Source organism: Bradyrhizobium diazoefficiens (assembly GCF_016616235.1).
Lineage (GTDB): Bacteria > Pseudomonadota > Alphaproteobacteria > Rhizobiales > Xanthobacteraceae > Bradyrhizobium > Bradyrhizobium diazoefficiens_H.
In genome coordinates this window covers 474,793-497,530 of record NZ_CP067100.1, presented here as the reverse complement: position 1 = coordinate 497,530, position 22,738 = coordinate 474,793, and the positions used below count along the sequence as shown (strand labels likewise).

Sequence of the window (22,738 nt, the reverse complement as noted above, 5' to 3'; positions counted from 1 at the left end):
CACCGTTCACAAATCCGCGCTTTAAGCCGCGAGCTTGCGCAGCACGTAGTGCAGGATGCCGCCGTTCCGGTAATAGTCGAGCTCGTCCAGCGTATCGATGCGGCAAAGCAGCGAAACGCGCTGCAATGAACCGTCGCCGGAGACGATCTCCGCGGTCAGCTTCTGGCGCGGCTTGAGGTCGCCGACGAGGCCGCGCAGCGTGACCTTCTCGTCGCCCTTCAGGCCCAGCGACGACCACGAGGTGCCCTCCTCGAAGGTCAGCGGCAGCACGCCCATGCCGACCAGGTTGGAGCGATGGATGCGCTCGAAGCTCTGGCAGATCACGGCGCGCACGCCGAGCAGACGCGTGCCCTTCGCGGCCCAGTCGCGCGAGGAGCCGTTGCCGTATTCGGCGCCGGCGAACACGACGAGCGGCACCTGCTCCTGCTGGTACTTCATCGCGGCGTCGTAGATCGACATCTGCTCGCCGTCGGGCCAGTGCTTGGTCAGGCCGCCCTCAGGGATGTTGCCGTCGGCGCCTTTCAGCATGAAGTTCTTGATGCGGATGTTGGCGAAGGTGCCGCGCATCATCACTTCGTGGTTGCCGCGACGCGTGCCGTACTGGTTGAAGTCGGCGGGGCGCACCTGGTGCTCGCTGAGATATTTGCCGGCGGGCGAGGTGAGCTTGATCGAACCGGCCGGCGAGATGTGGTCGGTGGTGATCTTGTCGCCGAACATGGCGAGGATGCGCGCCTCGACGATGTCGGTGACCGGCTCCGGCTCCTTCTTCATGCCGTCGAAATAGGGCGGGTTCTGCACATAGGTCGAAGACATGTTCCAGCGATAGGTCTCGCTCTCGACCGTCTTGATCTTGCGCCAGTTGGTGTCGCCCTTGAACACGTCGGCATACTTCTTCTTGAAGATCGACGCGGTCACGAACTTCTTCATGAAGGCGTTGATCTCCTTGGTCGTCGGCCAGATGTCCTTGAGGTACACCGGCTTGCCGTCCTTGCCTTCACCGAGCGGCTCGACAGCGAGGTTCTTGGTGACGCTGCCGGCGAGCGCGTGGGCGACGACCAGCGGCGGCGAGGCCAGATAGTTCGCCTGCACGTCCGGCGAGACGCGGCCTTCGAAGTTGCGGTTACCTGACAGCACGGCGGCCGCGACGATGCCGTTGTCGTTGATCGACTTCGAGATCTCCTCCGGCAGCGGGCCGGAATTGCCGATGCAGGTGGTGCAGCCGAAGCCGACCAGGTTGAAGCCGACCTTGTCGAGATCGGCCTGCAGACCGGAATCGGCGAGATAGCCCGCGACCACCTGGCTGCCCGGCGCGAGCGAGGTCTTCACCCACGGCTTGGCCTTCAGGCCCTTGGCAGCGGCATTGCGTGCGAGCAGGCCGGCGCCGATCAGGACGCTCGGGTTCGACGTATTGGTGCAGGAGGTGATGGCGGCGATCACGACGTCGCCGTGGCCGAGGTCGAAGTTCTTGCCTTCGACGGGGAAGCGCTTCGCCGGCTCCTCGGCCTTCTTGTACTCGCTGGCGAGCGCGAGCGAAAAGCCTTCGGCGACCGAGGGCAGCGCGATGCGGCCTTCGGGACGCTTCGGACCGGCCATCGACGGCACGACGTCGGCGAGGTCGAGCGTCAGCGTCTCCGTGAACACCGGATCCGGCGACTTGGCGGTGCGGAACAGCCCTTGCGCCTTGGCATAGGCTTGCACCAGCGCGACGCGCGCGGGCGCACGGCCGGAGGTCTTGAGGTAATCGATCGCGGCGGCATCGACGGGGAAGAAGCCGCAAGTCGCGCCGTATTCGGGCGCCATGTTGCCGATCGTCGCCTTGTCGGCGACCGAGAGATTGTCGAGGCCGGGGCCGAAGAACTCGACGAATTTGCCGACGACGCCGAGCTTGCGCAGCATCTGCGTCACCGTCAGCACGAGATCGGTGGCGGTGACGCCTTCCTTGAGCTGGCCCTTCAGCTTGAAGCCGACGACGTTGGGCAGCAGCATCGATAGCGGCTGGCCGAGCATACAGGCTTCCGCCTCGATGCCGCCGACACCCCAGCCGAGCACGGCGAGGCCGTTGACCATGGTGGTGTGGGAATCGGTGCCGACCAGCGAGTCGGGATAGGCGACCTCGAAGGTGCCGGTCTTCTTGCCGACCGTCATCTTCTCCTTCTTGGTCCAGACCGTCTGGGAGAGATATTCGAGATTGACCTGATGGCAGATGCCGGTGCCGGGCGGCACGACGGAGAAGTTGGAGAACGCCTTCTGGCCCCACTTCAGGAACTCGTAGCGCTCCTGGTTCTGCTTGTACTCTTCGGTGACGTTCTTGGCGAAAGCCTTGTTGTCGCCGAAGAAGTTCACGATCACCGAGTGGTCGATGACGAGGTCGACCGGCACCAGCGGGTTGATCTTCTCAGGCTCGCCGCCGAGTTTCTGCATCGCGTTGCGCATTGCGGCAAGATCGACCACCGCGGGCACGCCGGTGAAGTCCTGCATCAGCACGCGGGCGGGACGGAATGCGATTTCATGCTCCAGCGACTTCTTGCGCAGCCACTTCGACACCGCGACGATGTCGTCCTTCTTGACCGAGCGGCCGTCCTCGTTGCGCAGGAGGTTCTCGAGCAGGACCTTCATCGAATAGGGGAGCTTCGAAATTCCCTTCAGACCATTCTTCTCGGCCGTGGGCAGGCTGTAATAGACGTAGGTCTTGGCGCCGACCTTGAGGGTCTTTTTGCATTTGAAGCTGTCGAGCGAGGTCATGTACGAAATCCCAATCGTTAGTTATACCCGGCCGGGTATTTTAACACCGTCAGCATAGCAGGCTGGGTCGCTTGCAGGGGCAGGTTGAGTTGCTGCATCAAGTAGTTCCGGGCTTATAGAAGCTTTCTAACCGCACCGCCACAGCCACAAACATACCCAGCAATCCGCGAGCCAAAAATTCTGATGCGCTACCGCAAGTTTTCCTGAGGCCTGGCTGTGAGCGGGTTGGGACCAGGCCAGATGCAGCTGTCCGGACGCGGGGTCGCCTGCGTGCGGGGCGGCCGGGAGGTGTTTGCCGGGCTCGATTTCGAGGCCGTCTCGGGCGAAGCCGTCGCGGTGATCGGCCGCAACGGCGCGGGCAAGACCTCGCTGCTGCGGCTGATCGCGGGGCTGCTCGTTCCGGCCGGCGGCACGATCGTACTGGACGGGGGCGACGCCGACATGACGCTGCCCGAGCAGTGTCACTATCTCGGCCATCGCGACGCCCTCAAGCCGGCGCTGAGCGTGGCTGAAAATCTATCGTTCTGGGCTGATTTTCTCGGCGGCGAGCGCAGTGATGCGGGTGAAAGCCTCGCCACCGTGGGACTCGACCATGCGGCCGATTTGCCCGCCGCCTTCCTGTCCGCGGGTCAGCGCCGCCGGCTCTCGCTCGCCCGCCTGCTGACCGTCCGCCGGCCGGTCTGGCTGCTGGACGAGCCGACCAATGCGCTGGATGCCGCCGGCCAGGATATGTTCAGCGGCCTGATGCGGGAGCATCTGGCGCGCGGCGGCCTGATTATCGCCGCGACCCACGCCCCGCTCGGGATCGAATCGCGGGAGCTGCGGATCGGGGGTGTGGCGTGAGGTGGGCCGACCCTCAGCTTTCCGAGCGGCATGATGGCGACCTCTCCGTTCCCTCCCCCCTTGTGGGGGAGGGGCAGGGAGGGGGGTGCCACACGGCATGCTCTCTTGGTTCTAGCGTTTGGGAAGCAGGCGCTCCGCTGCGGACCGTCCGCCCCTCAAAGGCACCTCGCCCGGGGCTACCCCCCTCCCCCGCCCTCCCCCACAAGGGGGGAGGGAGCGCATCATGTGCTCGGCTGGCAGCGGACGCTTCGGCGATCATTGGGAGCACCCCATGACCGCCCTTGCCGCCCTGATCCGTCGGGACGTCCGGATCGCGCTGCGCGTCGGGGGCGGGGCGCTGATTGGCGTGTTGTTCTTCCTGACCGTCGTCGTGCTGATGCCCTTCGCCGTTGGGCCGGATCTAGCGCTGTTGTCACGACTCGGGCCGGCGATCCTGTGGCTCGGCGCGCTGCTGGCGAGCCTTTTGACGCTGGACCGGCTGTTCATGGCCGACCATGAGGACGGCTCGCTCGATTTGATCGCGATGAGCCGGACGCCGCTGGAACTCGCCTGTGCGGCCAAGGCGCTGGCGCATTGGCTGGCGGCGGGCCTGCCGCTGATTGTCGCAACCCCCGTGCTGGGCCTGCTGCTCAACCTCGACATGGTCGCGACCGGCGCGGTGGCGCTGACGCTTTTGGCCGGCACTCCGGCGCTGACCTTCACCGGCATGATCGGCGCTGCACTCGCCGTAACCCTGCATCGCGGCGGGCTGCTGATGGCCGTGCTGGTGCTGCCGCTGTCGATTCCCGTGCTGATCTTCGGCGTCGCGGCCTCGCAGGCCGCGATCGTCGGCCCCATGACCTTCGGTGCGCCGTTCTCGATCCTGTGCGCGCTGTCGCTGGTCAGCCTCGTGATCGGCCCGTTCGCGGCGGCGGCAAGCCTGCGGCATGGGCTAGACTGAGATGGGCTCGACTGATCTTGCCCCCGATCAACTTTCGCCGCCCGCTTTCATGCTGATTGCGTGAGCGCCTACCTGTGATTATCAGAAGACCATGTCGCTGATCGACCTCGCCAATCCCACACGGTTCCTCGCGCTGACGGCGCGGGTGCTGCCCTGGCTTGCGGCTGCGACAATCATCGTGCTCACGATCGGCCTCTACCAGTCCGCGCTTGCGCCCGACGACTACCAGCAGGGCGCGACCGTGAAGATCATGTTCATCCACGTGCCCAATGCCTGGCTGTCGATGTTCGTCTGGGGCGTGATGAGCATCGCCTCGCTCGGCACGCTGGTGTGGCGGCATCCGCTCGCCGACGTTGCCGCGAAAGCGGCGGCTCCGATCGGCGCCAGCTTCACCTTCCTTGCACTGCTCACCGGTTCGCTGTGGGGACGTCCGATGTGGGGCACCTATTGGGAATGGGACGCGCGGCTGACCTCGGTGCTGATCCTGTTCCTGATGTATCTCGGCCTGATGGCGCTGTGGCGCGCGGTCGACGATCCCTCGCGCGCGGCGCGCGCCGCCGCCGTGCTGACGCTGGTCGGTGCGATCAATCTTCCCATCATCAAGTTCTCGGTCGACTGGTGGAACACGCTGCACCAGCCGGCCTCGGTGATGCGCATGGGCGGCTCGACGCTCGACAAATCGTTTTTGATCCCGCTGCTGGTGATGGCGGTCGCGTTCACGCTGCTGTTCGTCACGCTGCATCTGGCCGCGATGCGCAATGAGATTTTGCGCCGGCGCGTCCGCTCGCTGCAGATGATGCAGGCGAGCCAGAAGGCTGCGTGATGATATCGCTTGGTCCATACGCATCCTTCATCGTGACGTCCTACGCGGCTGCGGCGGTCGTCGTGGTGATCCTGATCGGCTGGGTCATCATCGATTATCGCAACCAGACGGAGCGTTTGCGCGAGCTCGAACGCACCGGCATTAGCCGCCGCTCCGGCCGCAGCGGGACGAAGCTGCGATGAGCAATCAATCGACCTCCGCCCCGCCGCAGCGTCGCACCTTCCTGATGGTGCTGCCGCTGATCGCCTTCATTGCGCTCGCGCTGCTGTTCTGGTTCCGGCTCGGCAGCGGCGATCCCTCGCGAATTCCCTCCGCACTGATCGGTCGTCCGGCGCCGCAGACCACGCTGCCGCCGCTCGAGGGGTTGCAGACTGATAACGCGCAGGTCCCTGGCCTCGACCCGGCCGCGTTCAAAGGCAAGGTCAGCCTCGTCAATGTCTGGGCATCCTGGTGCGTGCCGTGCCACGACGAGGCGACGCTGCTGACGGAGCTCGCCAAAGACAAGCGCTTCGCGCTCGTCGGCATCAACTACAAGGATGCGCCCGACAACGCGCGGCGCTTCCTGGGACGCTACGGCAACCCATTCGGCCGCGTCGGCGTCGACGCCAACGGCCGCGCCTCGATCGAATGGGGCGTCTATGGCGTGCCGGAGACCTTTGTCGTCGGCCGCGAGGGCACCATCGTCTACAAGCTGGTCGGGCCGATCACGCCGGAAAACTATCGGACGGTGTTGCTGCCGCAGCTTGAGAAGGCGCTGAAGGCGACCGGCTCCTAACACCGCTCTCGTGCCCCGGACGCTGCGCAGCGCTTCTTCAGCGGTGCGCTGCAAAGCCGGGGCCCATATCACCACGACGGCGCTCCTGGATGGTTCTGGGTCCCGGCTCTGCGCAGCAGCGCAAGAGCGCTGCAGCGCATCCGGGACACGAGACGGTCATCACCCCTTCCGCACATCCCCCGCCTCTGCCTCGCTCGCTTCCAGCGAGGCCGGCTCGATCCCGTAGCGCTTGGTCAGCGGCATCTGGGCGATGGCGAAGACCATGGTCAGCGGGGTGACGCCGAACACCTTGAAGTTCACCCAGAAGTCCGTGCTCTGGGTGCGCCAGACGACCTCGTTCAGCACCGCCATGCCGGCGAAGAACAGCGCCCAGCGCAGCGTCAGGATGCGCCAGCCCTGCGGCGTCAGGTTGAACATCTGGTCGAACATCACGGCGATGAAGGAGCGGCCGAACAGCAGGCCGCCGCCGAGGATCGCGGCGAACAGGCCGTAGATGATGGTCGGCTTGACCTTGATGAAGGTCTCGTCGTGCAAGACCAGGGTCAGCGTGCCGAACACCAGCACGATCACGCCTGTGACGATCGCCATGATCGGGATGTGACGCGTCACCACATAGGAGGCGATCATCGCCGCGACGATCGCGATCATGAAGGCGCCGGTGGCGGCGAACAGGTTGAACTTCGCATTGACGAAGAAGAACACGAGCAGCGGACCGAGCTCGGTCGCCAGCTTGAACAGCGGATGCGGCTGGGTCTTGTCCATTACCTGACCTTTGTTGCTGTCATCCCCCCGCGAAGGCGAGGGATCCAGTATTCCAGAGGCAGCTCGGCTTGAACCGAGAAACTGCGGCGTACTGGATGCCCCGCCTCCGCGGGGCATGACGAAAGAAACCTACGATTCGATTCCGGCAATCGCGCGGGCGAAATCGCGCGCGGTGAAGGGGGCGAGATCGTCGACGCCTTCACCGACGCCGATGAAATGCACCGGCAGTTTGAATTTCTCCGCGAGCGCCACCAGAATGCCGCCGCGCGCGGTGCCGTCGAGCTTGGTCATCACGAGGCCGGTGACGCCGGCGGTGCGATGGAAGGCCTCGACCTGCGACAGCGCGTTCTGGCCCACGGTCGCGTCCAGCACCAGCAGCACGGCATGCGGTGCAGTCGCATCCACCTTGCGGATCACGCGCACGACCTTTTCGAGCTCGTTCATCAGCTCGGCCTTGTTCTGGAGACGGCCGGCGGTGTCGATCAGCAGCACGTCGACGCCCTGCTCCTTCGCCGCCGTCAGCGCGTTGAAGGCAAGGCTCGCCGAATCCGATCCTTGCGCGCCCGCGATGACCGGGGTCTTGGTCCGCTCCCCCCAGACCTTGAGCTGTTCAATCGCGGCGGCACGAAACGTGTCGCCGGCGGCCAGCATCACCTTGCGGCCCTCGGAGGCGAATTTCTGCGAGAGTTTTCCGATCGTCGTGGTCTTGCCGGAGCCGTTGACGCCGACCACGAGGATCACGAACGGCTTCTTCGCCGCATCGATCTCGAGGGGCTTGGCCACCGGTGCCAGCACCTTCTCGACCTCGGTTGCGACGACGTCCTTGACCTCGTCCGCCGAGATCGCCTTGTCGTAGCGTCCGGTGCCGACGGCGTCCGCAATCCGCACCGCGACCTCAGTGCCGAGATCGGCGCGCAGCAGCACGTCCTCGATGTCGTCGAGCATGGCGCGGTCGAGCTTGCGCTTGGTGACGAGATCGGCGACCGCGGTCCCGAGCGAGGACGAGGTGCGCTTCAGCCCGTTGGACAGGCGGCGCCACCAGCTCAGCTTGGGGGGATCTGACGTGGTATCGTTCATGGCGGGGGTGTGTTAGCCGTTCCGGCCTCTAAACGAAAGTCTTGCAATTGCTCGATGTTCCCCAATTGACTGCCGACGAGATCCTCGCGCGCGTGCTCCATCGCGACGGATTGATGCTGGTCATCGACAAGCCGGCCGGCCTTCCCGTGCATCGCGGCCCCAAAGGCGGCGCCAATCTGGAAGACTCTTTCGACGCGCTCCGGTTCGGTCTGCCGCGACCGCCGGTGCTGGCCCATCGGCTCGACAAGGACACTTCCGGTTGCCTCGTGCTCGGCCGCCACCGCAAGGCGACTGCCTCGCTCGGCCTGCTGTTCAAGCACGGCAAGATCGGCAAGACTTACTGGACCGTGGTTGAAGGCGGCCCCATTGCGGATGAAGGCGTCATCGACATGCCGCTCGGCCGGCTCAATGCCGAGCGCGGCTGGTGGCAGAAACCCGACCCAGAGGGCCAGAAGGCGATTACCAACTGGAAGGTGATGGGACGTGGCGACGGTTTCACCTGGCTCGCCATGGAACCGGTGACCGGGCGGACCCATCAATTGCGCGTGCATTCGGCCGAGAGCGGCTGGCCAATCTTTGGCGATAACATTTACGGCAACGGTCCGCGTTTCGGCGAGCCGAAGCTGCACCTGCATTCCCGCGAGATCGTGGTGCCGATCTCCCGGAACAAGGAGCCGGTCCGCGTCGTGGCGCCGGCGCCGCCGCATATGCATGAGAAGCTCAGGGCGTGCGGGTGGAACGGGGAATAGGTGCCGCTGGCGTTCACCTTTCCCGCGTGCCGGAGAGGTCGGCGCGAAGCGCGGGGCGAGGGTTCTATGGGAGATTGTCCCGTCGCGGAGACACCCTCTCCCCAACCCTCCCCCGCAAGCGGGGGAGGGAGCACAGCTCCGCCGCCGCATCACCTCGTCCTCATCGCTCCATGGTTTACGAAACGTTCAGCGCTCATCGCTAATGATAGCGGTTGCTTAGAACAAGCTTCCGTCAATCCGCTCAGGACGAGCTGCGCGACATGTCCAAGGCCGAGCTATCGATCATCGACGAGGTCGAATCCGCGATTCGGATGGGCTCGGCGGAAAAGGGCCTGGAAACCGCCCGGCGCGTCACCGACCTGTTCCTGTCCTCTGCCGGAAGCTTCGATGACGAGCAGATCGCGCTGTTCGACGAGGTGCTCGACCGCCTGATCGGCACCATAGAGCTGCGCGCCATAGCTGATATGGGCGCGCGAATTGCCTTGGCCGAGATCAGCGCGCAGCTCGCGCCGATCGCGCAGGCGCCGCCCTCGGTGATCCGCCGCCTGGCCAACAATGACGAGATCCGCATCGCCGGTCCGGTGCTGCAGGAATCCGCGCGGCTCGACGATGGCGAGCTGGTGAAGATCGCCTCCAGCAAGGGCGAGCCGCATCTGCTCGCGGTCGCCGGCCGCTGGTGGCTGAAGGAGATCGTCACCGATGCGCTGCTGGCGCGGCGTTATCCCAGCGTCAGCCGGCGCCTCGCCGCCAACCCGGGCGCGCGCGTCTCCGGCAAGGGATTTGCCATCATTGTCGGACAGGCCGAAAGCGATCCCGAGCTCGCCGTCAGCGTCGGCGTCCGCGTCGATCTGCCCTCGAATCTGCGCCGGCAGCTGCTGCGCTCGGCGACCGATGCGGTGCGCACCCGCCTGTTGTCGCGCGCCCCACCGCATCTGTTCGAGGAAATCCAGAGCGCGATCGCTGCGGTCACCGTCGGCGTCGAGCGCGAGATGTCCGGCGTCCGCGATTTCGAGGGCGCCAAGCGCGCGATCGCAAATCTCAAGGCGAGCGGCCAGCTCAACGAGGCGACGCTGCTCGGCTTCGCCACGCAGCGGCGTTATGAGGAGACCGTGGCGGCGTTGGCCGCGCTATCGGGATCGACCGTCGAGGTGATTCGCCCGCTGATGCAGAGCCTGCGCGAGGACGGCCTGCTGGTGCCGTGCAAGGCGGCGCAGCTCAGCTGGGAAACCACCGCCGCCGTGCTCGAAAGCCGGTTTGCCACCGGTGCGATGAAGCCGGCGGATCTTGCCAAGGCGCAGGGGCATTTTGCAAGGATAACCCCGGAGAACGCCCGGCGGACGCTGCGGTTCTGGCAGGTGCGGGCATCGTAGGGCACGCGTGTTTTTCGCGCCCTATGGGCCACACACTCCGCTGTCATCACCCGCGAAAGCGGGTGATCTAGTATTCCAGAAACGGTTATGGGATGCGGAGAAGCCGCGGCGTACTAGGTCGCCCGGTCAAGCTGGGCGACGACACTGATGATGTGGTAAGCCGCTCGCCATCACTGCCGCAAATATTCAGCCGCACGACACTGCCCACCTCCGCGCCCGTGATCGCCACCGGCAGGTAATGCTCCGTCCGGCCCTGCCCTTCGCTCTCGATCAGCACATCGCGCGTCGCGCCGATCTCGGCTTGCAGCCGCTGACGCAGCGCCAGTTCGCCCGCAGCCCGCAGCCGCTTCGCGCGTTCCTTGATCGCGGGTCCCGCCACCTGCGGCATCCGCGCGGCGGGCGTGCCGGGGCGTGGTGAATAGGGGAAGACGTGCAAGAAGGTCAGGCCGCATTGTTCAATCAGATCGAGCGAGCGCGAGAACATCTCCTCGGTCTCGGTCGGAAAGCCCGCGATGATGTCAGCACCCAGCGCGATGTCCGGGCGCAGGCGGCGGACCTGATCGCAGAACGCGATCGCATCCCGGCGTGAATGCCGTCGCTTCATCCGCTTCAGGATCATATCATCGCCGGATTGCAGCGACAGATGCAGATGCGGCATCAGGCGCGCATCATCGGCGATGGCGTCGAGCAGATCGCTGTCCGCCTCGATCGAATCGATTGAGGAGATGCGCAGGCGCTTCAGCTCGGGCACGTGCCGCAAAATCTGCTTGGTCAGCATGCCAAGTTTCGGCGTGCCCGGCAGATGGGCGCCGTAGCTGGTGAGATCGACGCCGGTCAGCACGATCTCGGCATGGCCGCGCGCGGCCAGCGCCCGCACCTGCTCGACCACGGCGCCCATCGGCACCGAACGCGAATTGCCGCGGCCGAACGGAATGATGCAGAAGGTGCAGCGATGATCGCAGCCGTTCTGCACCTGCACGAAGACGCGCGGCAGACCGCTGGCAAAGCCGTCGATCAGATGCGGCGCCATCTCCTTGACGGCCATGATGTCGCTGACGGCGATTTTTTCGCCGGCGCCGAGATCGAACGCTTCGCGCGCCTTGCGCCACACTTCGCCGCGCAGCTTGTCGTCATTGCCGACGACGCGATCGACCTCGGCCATGCCGGCGAACATCGCACTTTGTGTCTGCGCGGCGCAGCCGGTGACGACGATGCGCGCACCGGGCCGTTCGCGCTTCAGCTTGCGGATCGATTGCCGCGCCTGCGCCACCGCCTCGTTGGTGACGGCACAGCTGTTGATGACGATGGTGTCGGACAGGCCTGCGCCCTCGGCTTCGCGGCGGATCACCTCCGCCTCGAAGGCATTGAGGCGGCAGCCGAAGGTGACGACGTCGACAGCCATCAGCCGACCGGCGCGAACAGCGCCGGATCGAAATTGCCTTCATATTCGAAGGTCGCGGTGCCGGTCATCAGCACATGGTCGTCGCGCTCGCGCCATTCGATGCCGAGCTTGCCGCCGGGCAGCGTGATCTCGACATGGCGCCCGGCGCGCTTCAGGCGCGCAGCCGCGACCGCGCTGGCGCAAGCCGCCGAGCCGCAGGCCTTGGTGAGGCCGGCGCCACGCTCCCAGGTGCGGATCGTGATGTGCTCGCGATCGACGATATGGGCCAGCGTGATGTTGGCGCGCTCGGGGAAGATCGGATGGTTTTCGAGCAGCGGGCCGAAGCGGCCGAGATCGTAGGCGTCGACGTCGTCGACCCAGAAGATCGCGTGCGGATTGCCCATGCTCACCACCGACGGCGAATGCAGGATCGGATTGTCGATCGGTCCGATCTGCAATTCGATGTAGCGGGTGTCGCGAAACTCTTCCGCCAGCGGAATGTCCTGCCAGCCGAACTTTGGCGCGCCCATGTCGACCGTGTACAGGTCCGGCGCCGGGCCTTGCCAGGCGTTGAGCAGGCCGGCCGCGGTCTCGAACGTCGCCGCGGTCTGACCGGTCTTCTCGAAGATGCGGCGCACCACGCAGCGCATGCCATTGCCGCAGGCGCCGGCCTCCGAGCCGTCATTGTTGTAGATGCGGACGAAGGCCTCGGTGCCGTCGAGCCGCGGCTTCTGCAGCACCATGAGCTGGTCGTAGGGCACGCCGCCCTGAGCCGACGCCACGGCGCGCGCGTCGTCCGGCGTGACAGGCGAGGCGGAATCGCGCATGTCGACAACGACGATCTCGTTGCCGATGCCGTTCATCTTGGCAAATGCGTGGTTGGCCAGCGCGCTCATGAAAATTCCCGAATTTCGCCTGCCTTATATGGCGATCCTTGCCGGCTTGGCCAGTGATTTGGCGGCCGTCTGGGTGGACGGCCATGACGCATCTGTCATGGGACGAATTCGGCCCTCGCGTGTTAGAACGGCGCGGTTCGCGCGGACCGGGACGCGCGGGCGGGTGCAAGGATGGATTTAGGCCTTGGTGCACAAGGTCTTGATGAATTGAGGCGTTGGTGAACCAGGGCCTTGGGGAGAATAGAATGATCAGGTTTCGTCGTCTCGCTCTGGCTGCGCTGATCCCGGCAGCGGCCATGTCGCTTGCGCTGTCCGGCGCACTGGCACAGGCTCCGAGCCCGGCACCGGCCGCATCAGCAAGTCCCTCGCCGGCTCCATCGGCTGCGCCCGCTGCGGCCGCGAGCGCTTCGCCTGCGCCTGCGGCAAGCCCGTCGTCGGCGACGAGCGCCTCGCCCAGCCCTGCGGCGACACCTTCGCCCGCGGCCAGCGCCTCCCCCTCACCCAGCCCGACGGCGCCGCCACCGGCGGCCGCCGCCACGCCCGCCCCGGTGCAGACCGCCGATCCGTTCGGCCAGGAGACCACGCTCGAGGCCAAGAAGGTCGTGATGGTCAAGGGCACCGCCAATTGGGATTCGGCGTTCGACACGCTGATCGATGCCTTCAAGGCGCTGAACACGCTCCTGGACAAGCAAGGCATCCAGCACGCCGGCAATTCGATGATCGTCTACACCTCCACTGACGACACCGGCTTCACCTTCCTCGCCGAGATCCCGGTCGAGCAGGACCCGAAGAACCTGCCCAAGGACATGAGCATCGGCAAGTCGCCGGAGGGCAAGGCCCTGAAATTCGTCCATCACGGCTCCTACGACAACATGGACAACACCTATGAGGCGATCACCAATCACCTCGACGACAAGAAGCTGGAAGCCAAGGACACCTTCATCGAGGAGTACCTCACCGATCCGCTCAAGACGGCCGAGGACAAGCTCGTGATCAACGTGTTCGTACCGTTGAAGTGAGAGCGATGAAGAAGCCCGCCGTACTTGTTGCTTTCCTGGTAGCCGCTTTCGCCGCCACGCTGCTGGCAACGCCCGCGCTCGCGGACGATTTCCCATCCGCCATTACGGTGAGCGGCGAAGCCACCGTGTCCGCGGCCCCGGATCTTGCGCAGATCGATGCCGGCGTCGCCACCGACGCCAAGACGGCGAAGGAAGCCTCCGACGCCAACAACGCCGCCATGGGCAAGGTGCTGCTGGCGCTGAAGGGCGCCGGCATCCCCGAAAAGGATTACCAGACCTCGCGGCTGTCGCTGCAGCCGCAATACGGCCAGAACAAATCCACCGGCGCCTCGCCGGTCATCGGCTTCCGCGCGAGTAACCGCGTCACCGTGAAAATTCGCGACGTCACGAAAGTGGCTGGCATCATCGACACGCTGGTCAGCGCCGGCGCGAATGATATCGGCAATATCTCGTTCGAGGTGACGCAGGCCTCAAAGCTGCTGGACGATGCGCGCGAACAGGCTGTGGCCGATGCCCGCCGCAAGGCCGAAATCTACGCTAAAGCCACCGGCGTGACGCTGGGCGCACCACTCAGCGTCTCCGAAGGCGGCGCGCCGGTGCCGCTGTTCAAGGCGCGGATGGCAACGGCCCCTATGGCCGCACCCGCCGCCGTTGCGCCCGGCGAGGAAACGCTGTCGGTGACGGTGAATGTGAGCTGGGCGATCAAGGCCAAAGAGCAATAAGTCTCGTGTCCCGGACGCGCTGCAGCGCGTAGCGATGCTGCGCAGAGCCGGGACCCAGAAAGCAACACAGTACAATGCGGCGACATGGGCCCCGGCTCTGCAGCGCACCGTCGAAGAGACGCTGCGCTGTGTCCGGGGCACGAGTTGTGTGCGGGGAGAGAACTAAATCTCCACCACTTGCCCCGGCTTCATCGCCACGAACCGCTCCTGCGGAATCTTCGCTGCATCGAGCGCTTCAACCAATGCCTTGGCCGGCGCATCGATCGCCTCATCCGTGAGCTGGAATGTGCCGTGATGATGCCCGAGCGCTTCCTGCGCGCCGCAATCGGCCAGCGCCTTCACCGCATCTTCCGGATTCATGTGCTGGTCGCGCATGAACCAGCGCGGCTCGTAGGCGCCGATGGGCAGGATCGCGAGACGCAGCGGCCCGTGCTTCTCGGCGACGCGGCGAAAATGCCCGCCATCGCCATAGCCGGAATCGCAGACGATGTAGATTTTTCCGGCCGGAGTCTCCAGGACAAAGCTCGCCCACAGCGCCTTGTTGCGGTCGAACATGCCGCGCGCGGTCCAGTGCCGGGTCGGCACCAGCGTCACGGCGATGCCGCCGCCGAGCTCGACGCGATCGTGCCAGTCGAACGCCTCCGCCTTGATGGTGGGATCGGCACCGCGCATCGTCACGTCATTGCCGAGCGGGGTGACCACACGCGGGGCAAAATTCTTGGCGAGCCGCGACAGCGTCGCGATGTCCAGATGATCGTAGTGGCCGTGCGAGACCAGCACGACGTCGATCTTCGGCAGCTTCTCGAAGGCGATGCCGGGATCGTTGTGCCGCTTCGGTCCCGCCCAGGCCACCGGCGAGACCCGCATCGACCAGACGGGATCGACCAGGATGTTGAGGCCGCCGGTCTGGATCAGCCAGCTGGCATGGCCGACGAAGGAGAGCCGCACCCTGTCGCCATCGACCCGCTCGGGCGGGGTGTCGGCATGGGGACTGGGCGCCCAATCCGGCCATTTTGCGCGGTTCCGGCCGCCGCCGAACTGCCAGCGCAACACCTCGCCGAGCGCTCTCGGAGGCGCCCCATCGGGATCGAAGAAATGCAGGCCATTAAAATGGTCGGAGACGGGGCCGTCATAGGTTTTCATGCGGGACACGGGCGGCTCCAGGGATGATAGCAGAGGTAAGTCATCACCGGCTATATGGGCGGGACCGCTGGAAAAGGAACCCGCGGCCGAAAGCGACTTACTTTCAAGGCCTTATTCAGGGCTTGGCCTTGGCGATGGCTCCCCGCCACCCTAACTTTCCTTGACTTTTGGGCGGGAGCGGCGTTTAACCCCGCCACTTTCTCGGAAAGGTTTTCTTTTCGACCCGCCGACCGGCCTTAGGACCGGAGGTCAACGCCCGACAGCGCTGTGCGCCCTCGGGCGCAAAGGTGTTTGGAAGATCGTTTGCCCAGGAGGTGGTCATCGCCCGACTTGATCGGGCGATCCAGTATCCCAGAGGCGGCTCGGCTGGAATCGAGACGCCGCGGCGTACTGGATGCCCCGGTCAAGCCGGGGCATGACAGCGGTAATTGACGGAGCGCTTCTCCCGTTTCGGGAGGACAGCAACAGGATAACGGCATTGTTCGACAATCTGTCGGAACGGCTTGGCGGCATTCTCGATCGTCTGACGGGGCGCGGTGCGCTGACCGAAAAGGACGTCGACGCCGCGATGCGCGAGGTGCGCCGCGCGCTGCTCGAGGCCGACGTCGCGCTCGAAGTGGTGCGCAGCTTCACCGAGCGCGTCCGCGAGCAGGCGATCGGCGCCACCGTCGTCAAGTCGGTCACACCCGGCCAGATGGTGGTCAAGATCGTCCATGACGAGCTGATCAACACGCTCGGCGCCGAAAGCCAGACCATCGACGTCAATTCCGTGCCGCCGGTGCCGATCATGATGGTCGGCCTGCAGGGCTCGGGCAAGACCACCACCACGGCAAAGCTCGCCCGCCGTCTGGTCCAGCGCGACAAGCGCAAGGTGCTGATGGCCTCGCTCGACGTCTATCGCCCGGCGGCGATGGAGCAGCTCGCCGTGCTCGGCCGCGATCTCGACATTCCCACCCTGCCGATCGTGGCCGGCCAGCAGCCGCCGCAGATCGCCAAGCGCGCGCTGGAAGCCGGCAAGCTCGGCGGCTACGACATCGTGCTGCTCGACACCGCCGGCCGCACCACGCTCGACGAAGAGATGATGGCGGAAGCCGCCAGCATTAAAGCCGCAGCGAACCCGCATGAAGTGCTGCTGGTCGCCGACAGCCTCACCGGCCAGGACGCCGTGAACCTCGCGCGCGCGTTCGATCAGCGCGTCGGCCTCACCGGCATCGTGCTGACCCGCGTGGACGGCGACGGCCGCGGCGGCGCCGCGCTGTCGATGCGCGCGGTCACCGGCAAGCCGATCAAGCTGATCGGCACCGGCGAAAAGACCGACGCGCTGGAAGATTTTCATCCCGACCGTATCGCCGGCCGCATCCTCGGCATGGGCGACGTGGTCTCGCTGGTCGAACGTGCTGCCGCCAATATCGACGCCGAGAAGGCCGCACGCACGGCCGAGCGCATGCGCAAGGGTCAGTTCGACCTCAACGACATGCGCGAGCAGTTGCTGCAGATGGCCAATATGGGCGGCATCAGCGGTCTGATGGGGATGATGCCCGGCATTGCCAAGATGAAGAACCAGATCGCCGCCGCAGGGATCGACGACAAGATTTTGAAGCGCCAGGTCGCGGTGATCGATTCGATGACGCGCGAGGAACGGCGGCATCCCGACCTGCTCAAGGCCAGCCGCAAGAAGCGCATCGCCGCAGGCAGCGGCCAGAGCGTCGAGCAGGTCAACAAGCTGCTGAAGATGCACCGGAACATGGCCGACATGATGAAGGCCATGGGCTCGGGCAAGCGCGGCCCGCTCGCCGGCATCGCGCAGGCGATGGGATTTGGAGGCGGCATGAAGATGCCGTCTCCGGAAGAGATGAAGGCGCTGCAGGAGAAGATGCAGAGCGGCGGCGGACAGGGGCTGCCCAGCCTGTCGAAGGATCTGCCGCCCGGTCTTCGCTCGGGCCTACCGAATTTGCCGGGGCTCACGGGCCTCAGCGGCAAGCCGACCCTTCCGGGGCTCGGCGGTTTTCCCGGCAAGAAGAAATGAGGAATTCGTCGCGGGGGATCGCAAGCATCTCGCGCAACGCGGAAGACCAATCAACCGAACAAACTGTACTTAAGGAGAACTAAATGTCCGTCGTTATCCGCCTCGCCCGCGCAGGCACCAAGAAGCGTCCCGTCTATCACGTCGTCGTCGCCGACTCGCGCTTTCCGCGCGATGGCCGCTTCATCGAGCGTCTCGGCTATTTCAACCCGCTGCTGCCGAAGGACAACGAGACCCGCCTGAAGCTCGACATGGACAAGGTGAAGTCCTGGCTCGCCAAGGGCGCGCAGCCGTCGGACCGCGTGATGCGCTTCCTCGATGCCGCCGGCGTCGCCAAGCGCGAAGCGCGCAACAACCCCGAGAAGGCTGTGCCGCGCAAGGAGCGCAAGGCGCAGGCCGAAGCCGCCGCCAAGAGCTAAGGCCAGATCATGTCGGCGCTGGTCTGCGTCGCGCGGATCGGCGCCGCGCATGGTGTGCGCGGTGCGGTCAAACTATGGACCTTCACCGAAGATCCGTTTGCCGTGCGCCGCTATGGCCCGCTTCTCGCCAAGGACGGCAAGCGCCAGTTCGAGGTCGCAACGGCGCGCGAGGCCAAAGATCATCTGGTCGCGACCTTCAAGGGCGTCACGACCCGCGATGAGGCCGAGCGCCTCAACGGCATCGAGCTTTACGTTGCGCGCGAAAAGCTGCCCGCGACGGATCAGGACGAATATTACCACACCGACCTGATCGGGCTCGCCGCAGTCACGGCTGACGGCGAACCGCTCGGCCGCGTGCTCGCGATCCATAATTTCGGCGCCGGCGACATCATCGAGATCGCGCCGCTCAAAGGGCCGACGATGCTGCTGCCGTTCTCCAACGCGGTGGTGCCGGAAGTCGACCTCAAGAGCGGCCGGGTCGTGATCGCGCTGCCGCAGGAGATCGAGGGCGAGGACGAAGATGCCTCTCCGGGCCGTCCCCGCGAAAGCGGGGACCTATAACCACAAGCCGTGGTTTTGGCTAAGCTATCTCCAATGACCAATCCCTCCCCCTGGCGCGCGACGGTGCTGACGCTGTTTCCGGAGATGTTTCCGGGGCCGCTCGGCGTGAGCTTGGCCGGGCGGGCACTGGCCTCCGGGCTCTGGGAACTGGAGGCGCGGGATATCCGCGCTTCCGCCACCGACCGCCACCGCAGCGTCGACGACACCCCGGCTGGCGGCGGACCGGGCATGGTGCTGCGGGCAGATGTTCTGGCGGCGGCGATCGATGCGGCGGAGATCGCCCCGGAACGGCCGCGTCTGCTGATGAGCCCGAGGGGTCGGCCATTGACCCAGGTTCGTGTTGTCGAGCTCGCTAACGGCCCGGGGCCCCTGATCGTCTGCGGCCGGTTCGAGGGCATCGACCAGCGGGTGATCGACGGACGCGACCTGGAGGAGGTCTCGATCGGCGATTACGTGCTCTCAGGCGGCGAAATCGCAGCTTTAGCCCTGATCGACGCCTGTGTCCGGCTGCTGCCGGGCGTGATGGGCAAGGAGGCCTCGGGAACCGAAGAAAGCTTTTCCGACGGCCTGCTCGAATACCCCCAATACACCCGCCCGCAGCTGTTCGAGGGAGCCCCGATCCCTGACATCCTGACCTCCGGCGACCACGCCAAGGTCGCTAGCTGGCGACGGGCGCAATCCGAGGCCCTGACGGCGGCCCGGCGGCCCGATTTGTGGGCGCAAGTCTCCGCGAAGGTTCCGAATCGGGCCGGTCGCCAAAAAACGCCAAAAAACAAGACAGACGGGTGACAAACGCTCCGGCTTGCCTTATAGGAGCGGCCACATCCGCAATGGCTGGATAGACGAATTTCGCGCAGCCCCCGTTACGAAGGCTGGGCGCGCCGATGGAGATTTACCCATGAACCTGATCAAGCAGCTCGAGCAAGAGCAATTCGACAAGCTGTCCGCCGGCAAGGACATTCCGGAATTCGCCCCCGGCGACACCGTGATCGTCAACGTGAAGGTCGTCGAAGGCGACCGCACCCGCGTGCAGGCCTATGAAGGCGTCTGCATCGGCCGTTCCGGCGGCGGCCTCAACGAGAGCTTCACCGTCCGCAAGATCTCCTATGGCGAGGGCGTCGAGCGCGTGTTCCCGCTGATGTCGCCGATGATCGACTCGATCAAGGTGGTGCGCCGCGGCAAGGTGCGCCGCGCCAAGCTCTATTACCTCCGTAACCTCCGCGGCAAGTCGGCCCGCATCGTCGAGAAGACTGAGCACGCCAAGGCCGTCAACGAGTAAGCTCCGCTTACAGACGAGTTCTAGAAAGCGCGGGGCTTGGCTCCGCGCTTTTTTGTTGCGTCAGCCGTGCGCGTCAAACCACTCGCGATTCCAAATCGGCCTGCTATATATTCTTGGAATGTTTCCAGATCTGACCAGCCTCTCGCCCATCCAGCGCGTCGTCATCGACGATCGCTCGCGGCTGCCCGGCCGGTTCTTCGGACGCTTCGCGACTTCGGCAACGTCAGAGCTTACGCGCGCAGCCTAAAGGCTGCGCTGACGGTTTTGTTGCCCGCGCGCCAGGCGCGCTCATCGCCATACATTCTTCGGAGCTGACGCTCATGTCCAAGCCGACTACCCTGTACGACAAGATCTGGAACGACCATCTGGTGCACGAAGCCGAGGACGGCACCTGCCTGCTCTATATCGACCGTCATCTGGTGCACGAGGTGACCTCGCCGCAGGCGTTCGAAGGCCTGCGCGCCACCGGGCGCAAGGTCCGCGCGCCCGAGAAGACGCTCGCCGTGGTCGACCACAACGTGCCGACCACCGACCGCACCAAGCCGAATCCCGATCCCGAAAGCATCGAGCAGATCAAGGCACTGGCCGATAACGCCAGGGAATTCGGCATCGAATATTACAACGAGTTCGACAAGCGCCAAGGCATCGTCCACGTCATCGGCCCCGAGCAGGGTTTTACGCTGCCCGGCACCACCATCGTCTGCGGTGACAGCCACACCTCGACGCATGGCGCGTTCGGCGCGCTCGCGCACGGCATCGGCACCTCCGAGGTCGAGCACGTGCTGGCGACGCAGACGCTGATCCAGAAGAAGGCGAAGAACATGCGCGTCACCGTCGACGGCAAATTGCCTGACGGTGTGACGGGCAAGGACATCATCCTGGCCATCATCGGCGAGATCGGCACCGCCGGCGGCACCGGCTACGTGCTGGAATATGCCGGCGAGGCGATCCGCGCGCTCAGCATGGAAGGCCGCATGACGGTCTGCAACATGTCGATCGAAGGCGGCGCCCGCGCCGGCCTGGTTGCGCCCGACCAGAAGGCCTACGATTTCCTGCGCGACCGTCCGAAGTCGCCGAAGGGCGCGGCCTGGGACGCGGCGATGCGCTATTGGGAGGGCTTGCGCTCCGACGAGGGCGCGCATTTCGACCACGAGCTGCGCCTCGATGCCGCCAAGCTGCCGCCGATCGTGACCTGGGGCACGTCGCCTGAGGACGTCATCTCGGTGACCGGCATCGTGCCCGATCCCGACAAGATCGCGGACGAGGCCAAGCGCATCTCCAAGCATCGCGCGCTGAAATATATGGGCCTGACCGCCGGCACCAAGATCACCGACATCAAGCTCGACCGCGTCTTCATCGGCTCCTGCACCAACGGCCGCATCGAAGATCTGCGCGCGGCAGCGAAGATTGCCGAAGGCAAGACCGTTTCGGCCAACGTCAACGCCATGGTGGTGCCGGGCTCTGGCATCGTGAAGGAGCAGGCGGAAGCCGAAGGCCTCGACAAGATCTTCATCAAGGCCGGCTTCGAATGGCGCGAGCCGGGCTGCTCGATGTGCCTTGCGATGAATCCGGACAAGTTGAAGCCGGAAGAGCGCTGCGCCTCGACCTCGAACCGCAATTTCGAGGGCCGCCAAGGCTTCAAGGGCCGCACGCATCTGGTGTCGCCGGCAATGGCGGCGGCCGCAGCGATCGCGGGTCACTTCGTTGACGTCAGGGACTGGCGCTAAGCTCGTCCCTGCAATTTGAACGAACCCGGCAAACGGCCATTAAGCGGCAGCGCCGACACTGCGTCCTCGCGACGGTTTCGCGAGGACGCAAGTCATGGCCAACAAGCCTGAATATGTCGATCTGATCAGCGAGGCGACGCGCCAGCACCGGCGCCGCGCAACGCCGCTGCGCATCGTTGCGAAGCCCGAGGTGGAGGAGACGTCAAAGCTCAGCCGCTGGCCACCGGCGATGTTTCGGCAGTGGAAGGTCGAGACGCTGGCGCGGTGGAAGTCCGCGTCATGGAAGCTGAAGGATTGGCTTTAGGCCATGATGTCATTCCGGGGCGCCCGAAGGCGAACTATGGTGCGCAATTGCGCACCTGAGAATCTCGAGATTCCGGGTCTGGCGCTTACGCGCCATCCCGGAATGACGGTACCTCACTCACATCACCAATAGCGATACGGATAGTGCCAGCGGTGCCAATGGTGCCAGCGGCAGATGCGGCGCGGGCCGTAATAGGTCCAGATGATCCGGCAGCGGCGCGGATAGTGATAGTAGGGATAATAGCCGCCATAATAATAGCGCCGGTGGAAGTGGCGGTAGCCGTAGTGCGGGCGATAGATGCCGTAGCGATGATAGCCGCCGTAGTGGCGAAATCCGCCATAGCGATAGCCGCCGCCGTGAAACGCCGGCGCGGCGCGGAAGCCGCCGCCATGGAAACCACCGCCATGGAAGCCACCGCCGCGAAAGCCGCCGAAATGTCCGCCGCCTCCGTGGAAGCCGCCGCCGCCGTGAAAACCGCCGCCATGTCCGCCGCCGCCACCGCCGTGGCGAACTTGCGTGACGAGATCGTCCGTCGCGGCTTTCGTCGCAGGTGATGTCGCCGGATTAATCAAGGTCAGCGCTTCCGCACGACGCGCAGTGCCGGCCGACAGCATCAGCGTCGCGGCGGCCGCGATCCCGAGCAAGCGCATCGGGCTTGCTCTGAGAGCCAATATCCTCAGCATGGACGTCTCCCTGAATCTGGACAGCGGAGTTGCGACGCACGTTCCCAGCCTGCGTCATCCCTGTTCATTTGCAGTCGCTCCCGAGATTAAATTAACGACAGCGACGTGAACGCCCCATGAATGAACGACATTCCCGGCAACGCGCTGCGACGCAGTGCCGCGAGGTGAGGATTCGAGAGATGACTGTCTATGCGATTGCGCAATTGAAGATGACGGACCGCGCGGCCTATGACCGCTATCCTATGACCGCTATCAGGCGCGGTTCTTCGACGTGTTCAGGCAATTCAACGGGCGGCTGCTCGCCGCCGATGAACATCCGCGCGTACTCGAAGGCACATGGCCGCATGACAAGCTCGTCATGATGTCGTTTCCCGACGAGGCTGCGTTTCTCGCCTTCTCGAACTCGCCCGACTACGAGGAGATCTCGCGCGATCGCAAGGCGGGCGCGCTGGCGACGGTGCTGCTGGTCAAGGGATTTGCCCCCGGCAGTTAGCGGAGCG

General features: G+C 65.2%; 24 protein-coding genes. 17 read left to right on the top strand and 7 right to left on the bottom strand.

Translation table 11 applies throughout. The features are described from left to right. Window positions 1-21: 21 nt before the first annotated feature. Window positions 22-2,742, bottom strand: a complete 2,721-nt coding sequence (acnA, locus tag JJB99_RS02365; RefSeq protein ID WP_200497217.1) for an aconitate hydratase AcnA — start codon at window positions 2,740-2,742, stop codon at window positions 22-24. Window positions 2,743-2,982: 240 nt separating this feature from the next. Between acnA and ccmA the strand changes: the two genes are divergently transcribed. From ccmA to JJB99_RS02340, 5 genes are all read left to right on the top strand, one after another. Next, a complete protein-coding gene (ccmA, locus tag JJB99_RS02360) occupies window positions 2,983-3,585 on the top strand; it encodes a heme ABC exporter ATP-binding protein CcmA (protein ID WP_200497216.1) in 603 nt (200 codons plus the stop codon). A gap of 271 nt (window positions 3,586-3,856) precedes the next feature. Further along, complete coding sequence (ccmB, locus tag JJB99_RS02355) at window positions 3,857-4,525, top strand: heme exporter protein CcmB (RefSeq protein ID WP_200497215.1); 669 nt, start codon at window positions 3,857-3,859, stop codon at window positions 4,523-4,525. A 91-nt stretch (window positions 4,526-4,616) separates the two neighbouring features. Further along, window positions 4,617-5,348, top strand: a complete 732-nt coding sequence (locus tag JJB99_RS02350; protein ID WP_200497214.1) for a heme ABC transporter permease — start codon at window positions 4,617-4,619, stop codon at window positions 5,346-5,348. After that, window positions 5,345-5,530 (top strand): heme exporter protein CcmD, encoded by a 186-nt coding sequence (gene ccmD, locus JJB99_RS02345; RefSeq protein ID WP_200497213.1) that lies wholly within the window; start codon window positions 5,345-5,347, stop codon window positions 5,528-5,530. The genes JJB99_RS02350 and ccmD overlap by 4 nt, the downstream gene beginning before the upstream one ends. Beyond that, on the top strand, window positions 5,527-6,123 hold the full coding sequence (locus JJB99_RS02340; protein WP_200497212.1) for a DsbE family thiol:disulfide interchange protein: 597 nt from the start codon (window positions 5,527-5,529) through the stop codon (window positions 6,121-6,123). Before ccmD ends, JJB99_RS02340 begins: the two co-directional genes overlap by 4 nt. 159 nt (window positions 6,124-6,282) lie before the next feature. On the opposite strand, the gene JJB99_RS02335 is transcribed toward JJB99_RS02340, so the two are convergent. Continuing rightward, the gene (locus JJB99_RS02335) at window positions 6,283-6,885 is read right to left on the bottom strand and encodes a septation protein A (RefSeq protein ID WP_200497211.1); all 603 of its coding nucleotides are present in this window, start codon (window positions 6,883-6,885) and stop codon (window positions 6,283-6,285) included. A gap of 129 nt (window positions 6,886-7,014) precedes the next feature. Next, the gene (gene ftsY, locus JJB99_RS02330; protein ID WP_200497210.1) at window positions 7,015-7,962 is read right to left on the bottom strand and encodes a signal recognition particle-docking protein FtsY; all 948 of its coding nucleotides are present in this window, start codon (window positions 7,960-7,962) and stop codon (window positions 7,015-7,017) included. Window positions 7,963-8,009: 47 nt separating this feature from the next. Between ftsY and JJB99_RS02325 the strand changes: the two genes are divergently transcribed. Together JJB99_RS02325 and JJB99_RS02320 are read left to right on the top strand one after the other, a co-directional pair. Beyond that, on the top strand, window positions 8,010-8,711 hold the full coding sequence (locus tag JJB99_RS02325; protein WP_200497209.1) for an RluA family pseudouridine synthase: 702 nt from the start codon (window positions 8,010-8,012) through the stop codon (window positions 8,709-8,711). A gap of 260 nt (window positions 8,712-8,971) precedes the next feature. Continuing rightward, window positions 8,972-10,081, top strand: coding sequence for a DUF2336 domain-containing protein (locus tag JJB99_RS02320; protein ID WP_200497208.1), 1,110 nt, complete (start codon window positions 8,972-8,974; stop codon window positions 10,079-10,081). Between the two features lie 85 nt (window positions 10,082-10,166). Here JJB99_RS02320 and mtaB read toward each other — a convergent pair whose 3' ends face one another. Together mtaB and dapF are read right to left on the bottom strand one after the other, a co-directional pair. Then, a complete protein-coding gene (gene mtaB, locus JJB99_RS02315; protein ID WP_200497207.1) occupies window positions 10,167-11,483 on the bottom strand; it encodes a tRNA (N(6)-L-threonylcarbamoyladenosine(37)-C(2))-methylthiotransferase MtaB in 1,317 nt (438 codons plus the stop codon). After that, entirely contained in the window at window positions 11,483-12,358 is an 876-nt protein-coding gene (dapF, locus tag JJB99_RS02310) for a diaminopimelate epimerase (RefSeq protein WP_200497206.1), read from the bottom strand. Before dapF ends, mtaB begins: the two co-directional genes overlap by 1 nt. A gap of 245 nt (window positions 12,359-12,603) precedes the next feature. On the opposite strand from dapF, the gene JJB99_RS02305 reads away from it, so the two are divergent. Then, window positions 12,604-13,377 carry a GyrI-like domain-containing protein gene (locus tag JJB99_RS02305; protein WP_200497205.1) on the top strand — a complete coding sequence of 258 codons (774 nt, stop codon included), beginning with the start codon at window positions 12,604-12,606 and terminating at the stop codon, window positions 13,375-13,377. A gap of 5 nt (window positions 13,378-13,382) precedes the next feature. Next, the gene (locus tag JJB99_RS02300; RefSeq protein ID WP_200497204.1) at window positions 13,383-14,099 is read left to right on the top strand and encodes an SIMPL domain-containing protein; all 717 of its coding nucleotides are present in this window, start codon (window positions 13,383-13,385) and stop codon (window positions 14,097-14,099) included. 162 nt (window positions 14,100-14,261) lie between these two features. Here the strand turns inward: JJB99_RS02300 and JJB99_RS02295 are convergent, their stop codons facing one another. Continuing rightward, window positions 14,262-15,242: an MBL fold metallo-hydrolase gene (locus JJB99_RS02295; RefSeq protein WP_200500017.1), complete on the bottom strand. Its 981-nt coding sequence runs from the start codon at window positions 15,240-15,242 to the stop codon at window positions 14,262-14,264. Between the two features lie 478 nt (window positions 15,243-15,720). On the opposite strand from JJB99_RS02295, the gene ffh reads away from it, so the two are divergent. The 7 genes from ffh to JJB99_RS02260 all read left to right on the top strand — a co-directional run bounded on the left by ffh (window position 15,721) and on the right by JJB99_RS02260 (window position 21,555). Then, a complete protein-coding gene (gene ffh, locus JJB99_RS02290) occupies window positions 15,721-17,268 on the top strand; it encodes a signal recognition particle protein (protein ID WP_200497203.1) in 1,548 nt (515 codons plus the stop codon). Window positions 17,269-17,351: 83 nt separating this feature from the next. Beyond that, complete coding sequence (gene rpsP / locus JJB99_RS02285) at window positions 17,352-17,684, top strand: 30S ribosomal protein S16 (protein WP_200497202.1); 333 nt, start codon at window positions 17,352-17,354, stop codon at window positions 17,682-17,684. Window positions 17,685-17,693: 9 nt separating this feature from the next. Next, window positions 17,694-18,245: a ribosome maturation factor RimM gene (gene rimM / locus JJB99_RS02280; RefSeq protein ID WP_200497201.1), complete on the top strand. Its 552-nt coding sequence runs from the start codon at window positions 17,694-17,696 to the stop codon at window positions 18,243-18,245. Between the two features lie 33 nt (window positions 18,246-18,278). Next, on the top strand, window positions 18,279-19,034 hold the full coding sequence (gene trmD, locus JJB99_RS02275) for a tRNA (guanosine(37)-N1)-methyltransferase TrmD (RefSeq protein WP_200497200.1): 756 nt from the start codon (window positions 18,279-18,281) through the stop codon (window positions 19,032-19,034). Window positions 19,035-19,143: 109 nt separating this feature from the next. After that, window positions 19,144-19,524, top strand: a complete 381-nt coding sequence (gene rplS / locus JJB99_RS02270) for a 50S ribosomal protein L19 (RefSeq protein ID WP_200497199.1) — start codon at window positions 19,144-19,146, stop codon at window positions 19,522-19,524. A 320-nt stretch (window positions 19,525-19,844) separates the two neighbouring features. After that, on the top strand, window positions 19,845-21,251 hold the full coding sequence (gene leuC / locus JJB99_RS02265; protein ID WP_200497198.1) for a 3-isopropylmalate dehydratase large subunit: 1,407 nt from the start codon (window positions 19,845-19,847) through the stop codon (window positions 21,249-21,251). 94 nt (window positions 21,252-21,345) lie between these two features. After that, on the top strand, window positions 21,346-21,555 hold the full coding sequence (locus JJB99_RS02260) for a hypothetical protein (RefSeq protein WP_200497197.1): 210 nt from the start codon (window positions 21,346-21,348) through the stop codon (window positions 21,553-21,555). Between the two features lie 122 nt (window positions 21,556-21,677). Here JJB99_RS02260 and JJB99_RS02255 read toward each other — a convergent pair whose 3' ends face one another. After that, window positions 21,678-22,238 carry a hypothetical protein gene (locus JJB99_RS02255; RefSeq protein WP_200497196.1) on the bottom strand — a complete coding sequence of 187 codons (561 nt, stop codon included), beginning with the start codon at window positions 22,236-22,238 and terminating at the stop codon, window positions 21,678-21,680. A 271-nt stretch (window positions 22,239-22,509) separates the two neighbouring features. Here JJB99_RS02255 and JJB99_RS02250 point away from each other — a divergent pair, with 271 nt between their 5' ends. After that, entirely contained in the window at window positions 22,510-22,731 is a 222-nt protein-coding gene (locus tag JJB99_RS02250) for a DUF1330 domain-containing protein (RefSeq protein WP_433995747.1), read from the top strand. Window positions 22,732-22,738 lie beyond the last annotated feature (7 nt).